Annotated in this window: 15 protein-coding genes and 1 tRNA gene; 13 read left to right on the forward strand and 3 right to left on the reverse strand. The window is 64.4% G+C overall.

Annotated elements, in window-relative coordinates; translation table 11 throughout:
* Window positions 1-55: 55 nt before the first annotated feature.
* On the forward strand, window positions 56-976 hold the full coding sequence (locus N4G42_RS12365; RefSeq protein ID WP_199737540.1) for an alpha/beta hydrolase: 921 nt from the start codon (window positions 56-58) through the stop codon (window positions 974-976).
* Between the two features lie 8 nt (window positions 977-984).
* Entirely contained in the window at window positions 985-1,842 is an 858-nt protein-coding gene (locus N4G42_RS12370; RefSeq protein ID WP_260667367.1) for a YbgC/FadM family acyl-CoA thioesterase, read from the forward strand.
* A 63-nt stretch (window positions 1,843-1,905) separates the two neighbouring features.
* Here N4G42_RS12370 and N4G42_RS12375 read toward each other — a convergent pair whose 3' ends face one another.
* Window positions 1,906-2,823 carry a YgfZ/GcvT domain-containing protein gene (locus N4G42_RS12375; protein WP_260667368.1) on the reverse strand — a complete coding sequence of 306 codons (918 nt, stop codon included), beginning with the start codon at window positions 2,821-2,823 and terminating at the stop codon, window positions 1,906-1,908.
* 45 nt (window positions 2,824-2,868) lie between these two features.
* Here N4G42_RS12375 and mltG point away from each other — a divergent pair, with 45 nt between their 5' ends.
* The 6 genes from mltG to N4G42_RS12405 all read left to right on the forward strand — a co-directional run bounded on the left by mltG (window position 2,869) and on the right by N4G42_RS12405 (window position 7,477).
* Window positions 2,869-3,855: an endolytic transglycosylase MltG gene (gene mltG / locus N4G42_RS12380; RefSeq protein WP_304439367.1), complete on the forward strand. Its 987-nt coding sequence runs from the start codon at window positions 2,869-2,871 to the stop codon at window positions 3,853-3,855.
* Between the two features lie 24 nt (window positions 3,856-3,879).
* Window positions 3,880-4,557 (forward strand): dTMP kinase, encoded by a 678-nt coding sequence (gene tmk / locus N4G42_RS12385; protein ID WP_056063420.1) that lies wholly within the window; start codon window positions 3,880-3,882, stop codon window positions 4,555-4,557.
* On the forward strand, window positions 4,554-5,561 hold the full coding sequence (locus N4G42_RS12390) for a DNA polymerase III subunit delta' (protein ID WP_260667369.1): 1,008 nt from the start codon (window positions 4,554-4,556) through the stop codon (window positions 5,559-5,561). Before tmk ends, N4G42_RS12390 begins: the two co-directional genes overlap by 4 nt.
* A gap of 15 nt (window positions 5,562-5,576) precedes the next feature.
* Window positions 5,577-5,936, forward strand: a complete 360-nt coding sequence (locus N4G42_RS12395) for a PilZ domain-containing protein (RefSeq protein ID WP_015013859.1) — start codon at window positions 5,577-5,579, stop codon at window positions 5,934-5,936.
* Between the two features lie 63 nt (window positions 5,937-5,999).
* Complete coding sequence (locus N4G42_RS12400; RefSeq protein ID WP_260667370.1) at window positions 6,000-6,806, forward strand: TatD family hydrolase; 807 nt, start codon at window positions 6,000-6,002, stop codon at window positions 6,804-6,806.
* Window positions 6,803-7,477, forward strand: coding sequence for an ankyrin repeat domain-containing protein (locus tag N4G42_RS12405; protein WP_260667371.1), 675 nt, complete (start codon window positions 6,803-6,805; stop codon window positions 7,475-7,477). The genes N4G42_RS12400 and N4G42_RS12405 overlap by 4 nt, the downstream gene beginning before the upstream one ends.
* A 100-nt stretch (window positions 7,478-7,577) precedes the next feature.
* Here N4G42_RS12405 and msbA read toward each other — a convergent pair whose 3' ends face one another.
* The gene (gene msbA, locus N4G42_RS12410; protein ID WP_260667372.1) at window positions 7,578-9,380 is read right to left on the reverse strand and encodes a lipid A export permease/ATP-binding protein MsbA; all 1,803 of its coding nucleotides are present in this window, start codon (window positions 9,378-9,380) and stop codon (window positions 7,578-7,580) included.
* 140 nt (window positions 9,381-9,520) lie between these two features.
* Here msbA and tolB point away from each other — a divergent pair, with 140 nt between their 5' ends.
* The 5 genes from tolB to N4G42_RS12435 all read left to right on the forward strand — a co-directional run bounded on the left by tolB (window position 9,521) and on the right by N4G42_RS12435 (window position 13,163).
* On the forward strand, window positions 9,521-10,840 hold the full coding sequence (tolB, locus tag N4G42_RS12415) for a Tol-Pal system beta propeller repeat protein TolB (protein WP_056063403.1): 1,320 nt from the start codon (window positions 9,521-9,523) through the stop codon (window positions 10,838-10,840).
* A gap of 44 nt (window positions 10,841-10,884) precedes the next feature.
* The gene (gene pal / locus N4G42_RS12420; protein WP_056063400.1) at window positions 10,885-11,427 is read left to right on the forward strand and encodes a peptidoglycan-associated lipoprotein Pal; all 543 of its coding nucleotides are present in this window, start codon (window positions 10,885-10,887) and stop codon (window positions 11,425-11,427) included.
* Window positions 11,427-12,218: a tol-pal system protein YbgF gene (gene ybgF, locus N4G42_RS12425; RefSeq protein WP_108499242.1), complete on the forward strand. Its 792-nt coding sequence runs from the start codon at window positions 11,427-11,429 to the stop codon at window positions 12,216-12,218. The genes pal and ybgF overlap by 1 nt, the downstream gene beginning before the upstream one ends.
* Window positions 12,218-13,045, forward strand: a complete 828-nt coding sequence (locus N4G42_RS12430) for a ThiF family adenylyltransferase (RefSeq protein WP_369882141.1) — start codon at window positions 12,218-12,220, stop codon at window positions 13,043-13,045. The genes ybgF and N4G42_RS12430 overlap by 1 nt, the downstream gene beginning before the upstream one ends.
* Before the next feature lie 42 nt (window positions 13,046-13,087).
* Window positions 13,088-13,163, forward strand: a tRNA-Lys gene (locus N4G42_RS12435).
* A 140-nt stretch (window positions 13,164-13,303) separates the two neighbouring features.
* Here the strand turns inward: N4G42_RS12435 and N4G42_RS12440 are convergent.
* On the reverse strand, window positions 13,304-14,368 hold the full coding sequence (locus N4G42_RS12440) for an AI-2E family transporter (RefSeq protein ID WP_099730413.1): 1,065 nt from the start codon (window positions 14,366-14,368) through the stop codon (window positions 13,304-13,306).
* Window positions 14,369-14,454 lie beyond the last annotated feature (86 nt).

Raw genomic sequence — 14,454 nt, forward strand, 5'->3', positions numbered from 1 at the left:
GAGACCCCAACCGTTGATCGACCTGCACATCCATCACACCCGCCTGACCCCCCAGATGCGCAGCGTGCTCGAACGCATGGCCCGCGCCGGGCACCCGCCGCTGCACACACGCACGCCGCAGGAGGCACGCATCGCCTACCAGGCGGGCGCCGACGTGCTGGAGGTGCCCAAGGCCGCGCTGGCGCGGGTGGAAGACCTGCAGATCCCCGCCCGCGACGGTGCCATGCTGCCCGCACGGCTGTACGCGCCCAGCACCGACAAGGGCTTGCCCGTGCTGCTGTACACCCACGGCGGCGGCTTCACCATTGGCAACATCGCCACGCACGACATCCTGTGCCGCGAGCTGGCGCGTCTGGCCGGTTGCATGGTGGTGTCGCTGGACTACCGGCTGGCGCCGGAGCACCGCTTTCCCACGGCCAGCAACGATGCGTGGGATGCGCTGCAGTGGCTGGCTGCCAACGCCGAGCGCCTGGGTGCCGACCCGCAGCGCTTGGCCGTGGGGGGCGACAGCGCGGGGGGCACGCTGGCCGCTGTCAACGCCATTCTGGCGCGCGATGCGGGCCTGCCGCTGGCGCTGCAGCTGTTGATCTACCCCGGCTGCGCCGCGCACCAGGACACGCCTTCACACGCCACCTTTGCACGCGGCTTGGTGCTGGAGGAACCCGCCATCAGCTGGTTCTTTGGCCATTACGTGACCACCCGCGAGGAGCGCGAAGACTGGCGTTTTGCGCCGCTGCTGGCGCCGGACGTGGAGGGCGTGGCACCCGCGTGGATCGGCCTGGCCGAATGCGACCCGCTGGTGGACGAAGGCGTTGACTATGCCGACAAGCTGCGCCTGGCGGGCGTGCCCGTGGACCTGGACATCTACCGGGGCGTGACCCACGAATTCATCAAGATGGGCCGCGCCATCCCCGAAGCGCGCAAGGCCCATGCCGACGCAGCCCGCGCGCTGCGGCTGGCTTTTCACCTGGAGTAAACGAACCCATGCAACGCAGTGATTTCCGTTGTTTCCACCGCCTGCGCGTGCGCTGGGCCGAGGTGGACATGCAAAAGATCGTGTTCAACGCGCACTACCTCATGTACGTGGATACCGCCATGTCCGAGTACTGGCGCGCGCTGGCGCTGCCGTACGAGGCGAGCATGCTGGCACTGGGCGGCGAGATGTATGTCAAGAAGGCCACGGTGGAGTACCACGCCTCGGCGCGGCTCGACGACACGCTGGACGTGGGCCTGAAGTGCGCGCGCATCGGCAACTCGTCGTGCCTGTTCACGGCGGGTATCTTTTGTGGCGACCGGCTGCTGATTTCTGCCGAGCTGGTCTATGTGTTTGCCGACCCAGCCACGCAGACCTCGCGCCCTGTGCCACCCACACTGCGCGCGATTTTTGAAGGTTTTGAAGCGGGCGCCGAGATGGCCGAGGTGCGCACCGGCGACTGGAACACTCTGGGCCGTGATGCCGGCCGCGTACGCACCGATGTGTTTGTGCATGAGCAGGGCATTCCGGCCGAGGTCGAGGCCGATAGGCACGACATCTCGGCGCGCCACGCTGTGCTGTACAACCGGCTGGGCATGCCCGTCGCTGCGGGCCGCCTGCTGCAGCACGCACCCGGCGTGGGCCGCATCGGCCGAATGGCGGTGGACCGGTCGGTGCGCGGTGCGCAGTGGGGCCGCCAATTGCTGGATGCGCTGGTGGACGCGGCGCGTGCCCGGGGCGATGCCGAAGTGCAATTGCACGCCCAGCGAAGCGCCGAGGGCTTTTACCGCCGCGCGGGGTTCACGGTGGTGGGCGAGCCGTACGAAGAGGCGGACATTGCGCACATCGCCATGGCCCGCAAGCTCTGATGGTTTGCTATCAAAAGGAGAGCTACTCGGGCATGTTGGACTATCGCCTGTGCCCGATTTGGCTCAAATATCGTCCAGCAACGGGTAGGGCAGGGGCAGCAGCGACAGCGCCACGCCGCCTTCTGCGCCCACTTGCAGCGAGCCCTCTTGGGCAGCGCTGATCTGCAGCGACACGATGGTGTCAAACCCGCCGCCCGGCGCAGCGGCCACCTGCACCACGGTGCCGCAGGGTTGTTCGAGGTCGCTGGTGCTGAACACCTCGGCGCCCACCGCCACCTCGGCTGCTGCGTGGGCAATGTAGGCGCGGCGCTTGAGCGTGCCACGGAACTGGCTGCGCGCCACCACTTCCTGGCCGGGGTAGCAGCCCTTCTTGAAGTTCACGCCGCCCACAGACTCGTAGTTGAGCATCTGGGGTACAAAGGCTTCGACCACTGGCGTGGTCAGCGTGGCGACACCGCTGATGACTTCGCTCCAGAGCCACAGCGTGGCATCCAGCGCAGGGCCTGCGGGCGCTGGCTCTGTGGCGGGGGCTACCCAGAGGGCGCGCGGAGTGCCGTCGGCGGGGTACAGGTGCACCACGGTGGCGGCACCCGCATCGGCCTTGGTCCAGGCGGGCTGGGCGCTGCCAGCTACGGAGTTGATAGCGTCTCCGGCAACGCCATAAAGGGAGATGTCACCGGTGGCATCCGTCAGCTTGGCCTTGGCACGCAGCACAAACATCGACAGGCGCTTGAGCGTGGCAGGCAGCAGGTCGCGGCTGCAGACCAGCAGCACCTCGGTGGCGCTACGCTTGAAGCCGATGAAGCTGGCCTGCATGCGGCCCTTGGCCGACAAGAAGGCCGCGAGGCGGGCCTGGTCCATGCCGAGCAGGGCGAAATCCTGGGTGAGCTGGCCGTGCAGAAACTTGGCGGCGTCTTCGCCTTCCACGCGAATCACGCCGAGGTGGGACAGGGGGGCAATGCCATTCAAGTGATAGGTCATCGCTGAATTATGATGCCCTGATTCATACATATTGGTAGCAGGGTTGTGCGACGTTTACTGGCTTTGATCGTGTTGGTGGGGATCGCACTGGGCGGCGCTGCGTATTGGTGGCTGCACCAGCCGCTCGACGTGGGCCCCGAGCCGCTGGAGCTGGCCATCGAGCCCGGCACCACGCCGCGCGGCGTGGCCCGCGATGTGGTGGCGGCCGGGGTGAAGACGGACGCGCGCCTGCTCTACGCCTGGTTCCGCGTCTCGGGGCAAGACCGCGCCATCAAGGCGGGCAACTACGAAATCCCGCCCGGCACCACCCCCATCAGCCTGCTGCAGAAGCTGGCCCGGGGCGAAGAGGCCTTGCGCGCACTCACCTTGGTTGAAGGCTGGAACTGGCGCCAGGTGCGCCAAGCGCTGGCCAAGGAAGAGCAGATCAAACACGATGCTGCCGCCTTGACCGACGAGGCGCTGATGGCCCAGCTGGGCCGCCCCGGCGTGGCGCCCGAGGGGCGGTTCTTCCCGGACACCTACACCTACGCCAAAGGCTCCAGCGACATCGCCTTGCTGCGCCGGGCGATGCACGCCATGGACCGCCATCTGGAGGCGGCCTGGGCCCAGCGCGCGGCCGACACCCCGCTCAAGTCGGCGGAAGAGGCGCTGACGCTGGCCAGCATTGTCGAAAAGGAAACTGGCAAGGCCAGCGACCGGGGCCAGATTGCGGGCGTGTTCGTCAACCGCCTGCGGGTGGGCATGCTGCTGCAGACCGACCCCACGGTGATCTACGGCCTGGGCGAAAAGTTTGACGGCAACCTGCGCAAGCGCGACCTGCAGACCGACACCCCCTGGAACACCTACACCCGCCCCGGCTTGCCGCCCACTCCCATCGCCATGCCCGGCAAGGCCTCGCTGCTGGCCGCCGTGCAGCCGCAGGCCACGCGCGCGCTCTACTTTGTGGCCAAGGGCGACGGTACCAGCCATTTCAGTGCCTCGCTGGAGGAGCACAACCGCGCCGTCAACCGCTACCAGCGCGGGCAGCAATAAACAGTTTCCTGAACCAAGGCGCCCATGTCACGACCCGGTCTGTTCATCACGTTTGAAGGCATCGACGGTGCGGGCAAGTCCTCGCACATCGAAGGCCTGGCCGCGGCCTTCCGCACCCAGGGCCGTACTGTCACCGTGAGCCGCGAGCCCGGCGGCACGCCGCTGGCCGAAAAGCTGCGCGAGATGGTCCTGAACGACCCGATGGATGCGCTCACCGAGTCCTTGCTGATCTTTGCGGCCCGCCGCGACCACCTGCGCAACGTGATCGAGCCCGCGCTGGCCCGTGGCGACGTGGTGCTGTGCGACCGGTTCACCGACGCCACCTTTGCCTACCAGGGCGCGGGGCGGGGCTTCGATCTGGGTGTGCTATCAACTTTGGAGCGCCTGGCGCAGACGGGACTGGCGCCTGAGACCAGTTTGATGCGTGAACCCGACCTGACGGTGTGGTTTGACCTGGCACCCGAGGTGGCGGCCGAGCGGCTGGCCGGTGCGCGTGTGCCTGACCGCTTCGAGGCCCAACCGGTGGAGTTCTTCCGCCGCGTCGCCCAGGGCTATGCAGACCGCGCAGCCGCTGCACCGCAACGGTTTGCGCGCCTGGATGCGGCGCAGGACCGCCACCGCGTGTGGCAGCAGCTCACCAGCGTGTTTGTGCGCAAGGGCTGGCTGGCCATCATGGTGGCTACGCAGGGAGGGCCGCAATGAGCGAGACCGCCGTGGCCCTGGCGCCCTGGATCGCTGCGCAGCGCACCAGCCTGCTGGCCCAGCGCGGCCACGCGTGGCTGTTGCAAGGGCCGTCGGGCCTGGGGCAATACACCCTGGGGCTGGAAATGGTGCGCGCATGGCTGTGCGATGCGCCGACAGAGCAGGGCGCCTGCGGCCACTGCGGCAGCTGCCACGCCATCGACGTGCGCACCCATGCCGACCTGTGCGTGCTGATGCCCGAGGTGCAGATGATGGCGCTGGGCTGGCCCCTGTCGGAAAAGGCCCAGGCCGACATTGACGACAAAAAGCGCAAGCCCAGCCGCGAGATCCGCGTGGAGGCCATGCGCGATGCGGTGGAGTTTTCGCAGCGCACCTCGGCGCGTGGCAAAGGCAAGGCCGTGCTGGTTTACCCCGCCGAGCAGATGAACCATGTCACGGCCAACGCGCTGCTCAAGACGCTGGAAGAACCGCCGGGCGACGTGCGTTTTGTGCTGGCCAGCGAGGCTGCGCACCAACTGCTGCCCACCATCCGCAGCCGCTGCCTGGGCCACACCATGGTCTGGCCTGTGGAGGCCGACAGCTTGGCCTGGTTGCAGGCCCAGGGCGTGGCCCGGGATGCGGCATTGTCGTTTCTGCGTGCAGCAGGCGGGCGGCCCGAGGACGCCCTGGCGCTGGCCCAGTCGGGCCGCAGCCCGCAGGCCTGGTCCGCCTTGCCCCAGGCCGTGGCGCGGGGTGATGTGACGGCGCTGGGCGACTGGGCCCCGGCCCAGGTGATCGACGCGCTGCAAAAGCTCTGCCACGACCTGCTGGCCGCCAGCGTGGGCGCCGCGCCGCGCTACTTTGCGCAGGCCGACCTGCCCAAGACGCCGCCACTGGGTGCGCTCACACGCTGGTCTCGCGCAATGTCCAAGGCGGCGCGCACGGCAGACCACCCGTTCAATGGCGGGCTCATGCTGGAGGCGCTTGTCGCCCAGGCGCGAAACACCCTACACTCCAGACACTAAGCCGCACACCCACCCATGAGCAGTCCATCCACCGCGCCCCGTCCCAGCGTCATGCAGCTGGCCATCAAGGAAAAGGCCGCTCTCTACGCCGCCTACATTCCTTTTTTTGCAGAAGGGGGCATCTTCGTGCCCACCCAGCGCGACTACAAGCTGGGCGACGATGTGTATGTGCTGCTGACCCTGCCCGACGACACCCAGCGCTACCCCGTGGCAGGCCGCGTGGCCTGGGTGACACCGGCCCGTGCTGCAGGCAACCGCACCCAGGGCGTGGGCATCCAGTTCCCCAAGGACGAAAAATCCCGCCAGCTCAAGGCCAAGATCGAGGAATTGCTGGGAACTGCGCTGGGCTCCGACCGTCCTACCCAGACGATCTGACCGCGCCTCCGCCGCCCCCGTGCCGACCCGCGCTGGCTGGTCGGCTTTTTTGTTTTTCATCACATGTTCACTGATTCGCACTGCCACCTCAACTTCCCGGAACTGGTCAGCCAGCTGCCTGCCATCCGCCAGGCCATGGCCGAGGCGCAGGTCACCCGGGCCCTGTGCATTTGCACCACCATGGAAGAGTTCGAGGGCGTGCACGCCTTGGCCCTGGCCCATGACAACTTCTGGAGCACGGTGGGCGTGCACCCCGACAACGAGGGCGTGACGGAGCCCAGCGTGCAGGATCTGCTGGACCGCGCGGCGCTGCCCCGCGTGGTGGCGATTGGCGAGACGGGCCTGGACTACTACGGCATGGAAGATCGCAAGGGCGGGCGCAGCATTGCCGACCTGGAGTGGCAGCGCGACCGCTTCCGCACCCACATCCGCGCGGCGCGCGCCTGTGGCAAGCCCCTCATCATCCACACGCGCAGTGCCTCTGACGACACGCTGGCCATCCTGCAGGAAGAGGGCGAGGATGGCGCAGGCAATCTGGCCGGTGGCGTTTTCCACTGCTTTACCGAATCGATGCAGGTTGCGCGGGCCGCGCTGGATCGGGGCTACTACATCTCGTTCTCGGGCATCGTCACCTTCAAGAGCGCGCAGGAGCTGCGCGACGTGGTGGCCTTTGTGCCGCTGGAGCGCATGCTCATCGAGACCGACAGCCCCTACCTGGCCCCGGTGCCCTACCGCGGCAAGACCAACAATCCGTCGTATGTGCCCCATGTGGCCCGGCAGGTGGCCGAGACCAAGGGCCTCACGCTGGAGGTGGTGGCGGAGGCCACCAGCCGCAATTTCGACCGCTTGTTCCCTGAGGTGATGGCATGAGCCTGCAACGACGTTCTGCTTTGGCCGCCGTGGCGCTGGGCCTGGTGTCTGTCCGGGCCTGGGCCGGTGCCTATGAAGACTTTTTTGTGGCCGTCCTGCGCGATGACGGTGATGCAATCACTGCGCTGCTGCGCCGGGGGTTTGATCCGAACACCCGTGATCCCAAGGGGCAGGTGGCGCTCACGATTGCCCTGCAAAACGGCGCGAACAAGGCCGTTGCTGCGTTGCTGGCATCCCGTCGGCTGAATGTGGAGGCCCGCAATGCCAAGGACGAAAGCCCGTTGATGATGGCTGCCATCAAGGGCAACGTGGAGGCCGTCAAGGCGCTCATCGCGCGCGATGCCGATGTCAACAAGACGGGGTGGACACCATTGCACTACGCCGCATCGGCAGGTTCGCCGCAGCATGCCGTGATCATTTCATTGCTGCTCGAAAACCACGCCTACATCGATGCAGCATCGCCCAACGGCACCACGCCGCTGATGATGGCGGCGCATTACGGCTCTACCGAGGCCGTGCAATTGCTGCTGGACGAAGGGGCCGACCCTACGCTCAAGAACCAGCTGGGCTTGACCGCCGCCGATTTCGCCTTGCGTGTGAGCCGTACCGAGTCTGCGGAGAGAATCGCTGCGGCCATTCGGAAGCGCCAGCCCAACCGGGGCAAGTGGTAGCCAAGGCAAACGCCTGCAGCCCATAGCGGGCTGCTGCAGAGCGGGCCCTGGGCAATATTTAGAGATCAGAGAAGGCCAGCACCAGTCGTGCCGCGCCTGCTTACTCAGCGATGGTCCCCGAGCCCGACGCGGCACGTGTCTGCAGCCGCGCATACAGCCCACCTTGCGCCATTAACTCGCTGTGGGTGCCTTGCTCGGCGATGCGCCCGCGCTCCATCACCACCACGCGGTCGGCATGCTCGATGGTGGAGAGCCGGTGCGCAATGACGAGGGTCGTGCGGCCCTGCATCAGGCGCTGCAGGGCTTCCTGCACCAGGCGTTCCGATTCGGTGTCCAGGGCAGACGTCGCCTCGTCCAGGATGAGGATGGGGGCGTCCTTGTACAGGGCCCGCGCAATGGCCAGCCGCTGACGCTGCCCACCCGACAACTGCGTGGCGTTGTGTCCCACCACCGTGTGGATACCCTGCGGGAGACCTGCTACGTGTTCTGCCAGGTTGGCGGCAGCCAGGCATTCCCGCACCCGGGTTTCGTTCACGGCCTGGCCCAGCGCCACATTGGTGGCAATGGTGTCATTGAACATCACCACGTCTTGGCTCACCATGGCAAATTGCGATCGGAGGGAGGGCAGGTCCCAGTCCGGCAAGGCATGCCCGTCGACCGCGATGGTGCCCGCCGAAGGCATGACAAAACGCGGCAGCAGGTTGACCAGCGTGGTCTTGCCGGCGCCAGAGGGCCCCACCAGTGCCACGATCTCGCCCGGGGCCACCTGCAGGTTGACCCCGTCCAGGGCGGGGGCGTGGTCGGCGCCAAACGATACAGTGACATTGCTCAGCGTGAGTGCGCCTAGCACGCGGTCCTTGCGGTAGATGCCACCAGTTTCTGCACCCGTGTCGCCCAGCAGCCCCAGGCCGCGTTCCAAAGCTGCTACACCCCGGGTCACGGGGCTGGCCACATCAGCCAGGCGCCGGATGGGCGCGATCAGCATCAGCATGGCCGTAATAAATGACACAAACCCGCCCACGGTCACGTCCTTTGTATCGACCGCACCCCGGCTCTGCCAGAGCGCAATGCAGATCACCACCGACAGCGCAGCGGCGGCCAGCAACTGGGTCAGCGGTGTCATGGCTGCCGAGGCGATGGTGGACTTGATGGCCAGGCGTCGCAGGCTGCGGCTCAGGTCGGCAAAACGCTGCGCCTGCCCGCCTTGCGCGCCATGCAGGCGCACCATACGATGCGCCAGCACGTTTTCTTCGACCACATAGGCCAGCTCATCCGTGGCCTGCTGGCTGCTCTTGGTCAAGTGATACAGCCGCCGCGACAGGGTCTTCATGATCCAGGCGACCCCCGGAACAACGACGGCAACAATCAGTGTGAGCTGCCAGTTGAGGTACAGCAAATAGACCAGCAGCGCGACCAGCGTGAAGCCATCGCGCGACAGGCCGAGCAGGGCCTGCACCAGCAACGTGGCACCGGTCTGCACTTCATAGACCACGGTGTTGGAGAGGGCGCTGGCCGACTGGCGCGCAAACAATCCCATTTCTGCGGCCAGAACACGATCAAACAGCGCCTGACGCAGTGTCAGCATGCCTTCATTGGCGATGCGCGCCAGTGCATATTGACCCACAAACTGGGCTACACCGCGGACGAAGAAAACCCCCAGAATTGCCAGGGGCACCATCCACAGCTGCAAGGTGCCTTGGGTAAAGCCCTTGTCCAGCAGCGGCTGCAGAAGGGCAGGGATCAGGGGTTCGGTGATTGCGCCCACCAAGGTTGCAACAATGGCCAGACTCCAGGCCATTCGCTGGTCGCCAAAGTACACCGACAGCCGCTTCAGGCGCGCCATCAAGGTTGTGGGGGGAGTAGGGGCTGAGGCAGGCTTGGTGCCCGTGTCGGTGGCTTGCATGTCGCCCGGATTCTACGTTTGTGCCGTGCGCAGCCTTTCCGGCAGGGTGTGTCGCGCACAGTTTGTCACAGGGGGCTCGCCGCTGTGTGTAACATTCGGGTTTGCCCTTTCGGCACTTGTTCGGCCACTGCTGGATGCCAATGACCACAGATCGAATCTCCCAACACCCATCTTCTGCAGCTCCGCTGCTTCCCCTGCGCCGCCAGTTGCTGGCCGCACTCATCGCCTCACCATCCATTCCAGCGCTTGCTCAATTCCGTGTGGAAGTCACCGGCGTTGGGCTGACCCAATTGCCCATCGCCATTGCTCCGTTTCGGGGCGAGGCGCAATCGCCCCAAAAAATTGCGGCCATCGTCCAGGCCGACCTGGAGCGAAGCGGGCAGTTCCGCGCCATTGACGCCTCCGGCGCAACGCTGGACGAAACCGCGCGGCCAGACGTCGCACTGTGGCGCCAGAAAAGTGCGGATTCACTGGCCACTGGCAGCGTCACGCGTTTGGCTGATGGGCGTTTTGATGTGCGGTTTCGTTTGTGGGATGTGGTCAAGGGCCAAGACCTGGGCGGACAGAGTTTTGTGGTCACGCAGGGCGACCTGCGCCTGGTGTCGCACCGCATTGCCGACTTCATCTACGAAAAGCTCACGGGTGAGCGCGGTATCTTCTCGACGCGCATTGCCTATGTGACCAAAACCGGCCCCCGTTACAGCCTTTGGGTCGCGGATGCCGACGGCGAGAACGCCCAGTCCGCACTGTCCAGCCCCGAGCCCATCATCTCGCCTGCATGGTCGCCCAACGGGGGGCAGCTGGCCTATGTGTCGTTCGAGTCGCGCAAGCCGGTGGTCTATGTGCACGATGTGGCCACAGGTCGCAGGCGCCTGATCGCGAACTTCCGTGGCTCCAACAGTGCGCCAGCCTGGGCGCCGGATGGCCGTACGCTGGCAGTCACGTTGAGCCGCGATGGCGGCTCGCAGCTGTACACCATTGATGCCAACGGCGGCGAGCCGCGCCGTCTGATGCAAAGCGCAGGCATCGATACCGAGCCTGTGTTCTCGGGCGATGGCCGCAGCATTTTCTTTGTGAGCGATCGGGGCGGTGCCCCGCAAATCTACAAGGTGGGTGCGTCCGGTGGCAATGCGGAGCGCGTGACCTTCACTGGCACCTACAACATCTCGCCCAGCGTGAGTCCCGACGGTCGCTGGCTGGCCTACATCTCCCGCGTGGGTGGCGCATTCAAGCTGCATGTGATGGATCTGTCCACGGGCACCGTCAATGCGGTGACAGATACGACGGCGGACGAAAATCCCAGCTTTGCGCCCAACAGCCGGCTCATTGTTTACGCGACCCAACAGCAGGGCCGTGAAGCCCTCATGACCACCACCTTGGACGGCAAGATCAAGGCGCGTCTCGCCGGTCAGGCGGGCGACATCCGCGAGCCGGACTGGGGCCCGTTCCAAAAGCAATGAACTTATCTGCACTTTCAGTTATCAAGCCTTCAGGAGAAATTTGGATGATGAAACGTATTACCCTTGCCCTCACCGTTGCCGCTCTTATGGCTGGCTGCAGCTCTGGCGTTAAGCTGGATGATGTGCCGGTCGAAGACAAAAATGCCACCTCCACCATGGGTGGAGCCAACAACGGTGCCAACTCCGGCAATACATCGCAAAGCGGCGTGGCGGGCGTGGACCTCGGCCAGTCCGGCCGTGACGGTGCAGGCCCCGTGGGGGTCGCGCGCGTCGTGTACTTTGATTACGACAGCTACGTGATCAAACCCGAGTTCCAGTCGCTGATTGAAGCGCATTCCCGCTTCATCAAAGCGGCCCCCAACCGCAAGGTCATGATCGAAGGCCACACGGATGACCGTGGTGGCCGCGAGTACAACCTGGCACTGGGCCAGAAGCGTGCAGAAGCAGTGCGCCGTTCGCTGGGCTTGCTGGGCGTGCCTGACAGCCAGGTCGAGGCCGTGAGTTTTGGCAAGGAAAAGCCTGCAGCCCAAGGCGCTACCGAAGATGCACGCGCCCAGAACCGCCGTGCTGAACTGTCGTACCGTTAATGACATCCGCTGCACCGGTTTTCTCGTTGCGGGCGCTGGTCACGGCGGCACTGCTCGCTGTGTCGATGTCTTCTGCCCATGCCGCCATCTTTGAAGATGGCGAAGCGCGACGGGCTATCCTGGAGATGCGACAGCGCGTTGATGGGCTGCAGTTGTCTCAGCAGCGTTCTGCCGAAGAGGTGCGCAAGCTGGGCGAAGAAAACGCTCAGTTGCGCCGCAGTCTGCTGGATTTGCAGACGCAGATCGAGACCTTGCGTGCCGAGCAGGCCAAACTCAACGGCCAGAACGAGCAGCTGTTGCGCGATGTCAGTGAACTGCAGCGTCGGCAGAAAGACATCGCGCAGGGTGTGGATGAGCGATTGCGGCAGTTTGAGCCCATCAAGGTCAATGTGGATGGCCGCGATTTCCAGGCAGATCCTGCCGAAAAGCGGGATTTTGAGGCGGCTCTGGCTGTCTTTCGCTCCGGCAAATTCCCCGATGCAAGTGTCGCTTTCGCGGGCTTTGTGCGGCAGTATCCGCGCAGCGGCTACGTGCCCTCTGCGCGTTTCTGGTTGGGAAATGCCCAGTACGCTACGCGTGAGTACAAGGAAGCCATCGGCAATTTCAAACAAATGCTGACCGACGCCCCCACGCACGCTCGTGCGCCCGAGGCAGCTCTGTCCATCGCCAATTGCCAGATTGAGCTCAAAGACACACGCACCGCGCGCAAGACACTGGAAGACCTCATCCGGGCTTATCCGCAGTCTGAGGCCGCTGTGGCCGCTAAAGAACGCCTGTCCCGGCTCAAGTGATGGCGGGTGATGTGGCTTTTGCCTCGCAGGCTGCGCCAGATGGTGGTGCGGAGCACGCTTCGGAGCGCCGCTTTGGTGGGCTTCAGCGGCTCTACGGAGTGCAGGGCGCAGCCAGAATTCGCTCCGCGCACGTGGCCGTGGTTGGTATTGGTGGAGTCGGGTCGTGGGCCGCAGAGGCCCTGGCGCGCAGCGGCGTCGCGCAAATTACCCTGATCGACTTGGACCATGTGGCTGAATCCAACATCAACCGACAGATCCATGCGCTCACCGATACGGTGGGACAGGCCAAGGTTTTGGCCATGCGTGATCGCATCGCACAAATCCACCCGGACTGCATCGTTCATTGCGTGGAGGAGTTTGTGGAGCCTGGAAACTGGCCTGCCTTGCTGCAAACGCCCGTAGACGCTCTCATTGATGCCTGTGACCAGATCAAAGCCAAAACTGCACTGTCCATATGGGCGCAGGCCCATGGGGTGCTGCACATCACCGTGGGTGCAGCAGGGGGCAAGCGGCATGCGCACAAGGTGGATGTGGATGATCTCGCACTGACCACCCATGACCCGCTGTTGGCCCAAATGCGCTATCAGCTGCGCAAACACCACGGAGCACCGCGGGAGGGCAAGAAGATCGGGGTCACCTGCGTTTTCAGCCGTGAGGCCGTAGCTCCGCCAGATGCTTCCTGCAATATCGATGGCGATGGTTCTTTGAACTGCCACGGCTACGGCTCGGTGGTCGCTGTGACCGCGACCTTCGGCCAATGTGCCGCAGGGTGGGTGCTCGATAAACTTGCAACCAATTCCAAATCGGCTGGAAAAAAGACGCTATAATTCAAGGCTTTGCAGCAATCGACACGATAGCTGCAATCGGTCGGGACGTTAGCTCAGTTGGTAGAGCAGCGGACTTTTAATCCGTTGGTCACAAGTTCGAATCTTGTACGTCCTACCACCCGATTCAAAGCGCATCATTGAATGTGTTTTCAGCCAAAAGCCTCCCTTGGGAGGCTTTTGTTTTTGGCGGCCATTTAAAGCGCCAGTCAAAGGCCATCGATGCCCCTGACTGGTAAATGTGGCCGAGGCTGGAGGGGATCACCGGGTGGGTGCGTCCGTCTTCGGCGGTGGTGAAAAAAGGTCCCAGCTGGCCATGAACAGTGCAGCTATCACTGGACCGATCACAAACCCCGTGAGTCCGAACAAGGCCATGCCGCCCAGTGTAGAGATCAGCACGATGTAGTCGGGCATCTTGGTGTCTTTGCCCACCAGGATGGGGCGCAATATGTTGTCCACGAGTCCGATCACGCAGATGCCGAATGCAGTCAGCACCACGCCTTGCCACACAGCGCCTGTTGCCAGAAAGTAGATGGCCACAGGCACCCAGATCAGCCCGGCGCCCACAGCTGGTAAGAGGGACAGGAAGGCCATGAGCACCCCCCACAGCACTGGTCCCTGGATGCCCAGGATCCAGAAAATCATGCCGCCCAGCGCGCCCTGAGAAGCCGCCACCACAATGTTGCCTTTGACCGTGGCACGGATCACGGTCGTGAATTTACCGACCAACTGGCGCTTGTGCGCTTCTTCCAGGGGGGTGGCCTGCCCGATACGCTGTGCCAGACTGGCTCCGTCTCGCAGCAGGAAGAACAACAGGTACAACATGATGCCGAAGCTGACAATGAACTCCAGGGTGTTTTGACCGATGCTGAGCGCCTGTGTCGCAACGAATTGACTGGCCTGTACCGCGAAGGACGAGAGCTTTTGCTGCAGCTCGCCTACGCTGGTCAGTTGGAGGCGGTCAAGCAGGCCGACAGCCCAAGCTGGCAGTGCAGCAATGACCTGCTGCAGGTACAGCCCAAAATTGATTTGACCTGAGCGCACCCGTTCGTAAATTGCGGTGGCCTCCTGAATGAGCGACACCGTGATGGCCGTCATCGGCAGGATCACCACCACAAGGCACAAACCGAGTGTGCATAAGGCCGCGAGCGTGGGCCGCTTGGGCATTTTTCGCAGCAGTTTGCGGTGCAGTGGGGCAAAAAGAATGGCGAGGATGACGCCCCAGAAAACGGCTCCGTGAAACTGCCACAGGATCGCTCCGAACGCGACGGTGACGAGGGTGAGCAGCAGCAAAAAGGCTTTGTCCTGGAGGTGTTGATGCGGCATGGAGTAGGGTTTGCAATGAGATACCCGGAATGTACGCGAGGCGTCGATCAGCGCGGCTTCTTGCGCTGTGCGGCGATGGTTTGGAT

This window comes from Acidovorax sp. K2F (assembly GCF_025246485.1).
Lineage (GTDB): Bacteria > Pseudomonadota > Gammaproteobacteria > Burkholderiales > Burkholderiaceae_C > Acidovorax > Acidovorax delafieldii.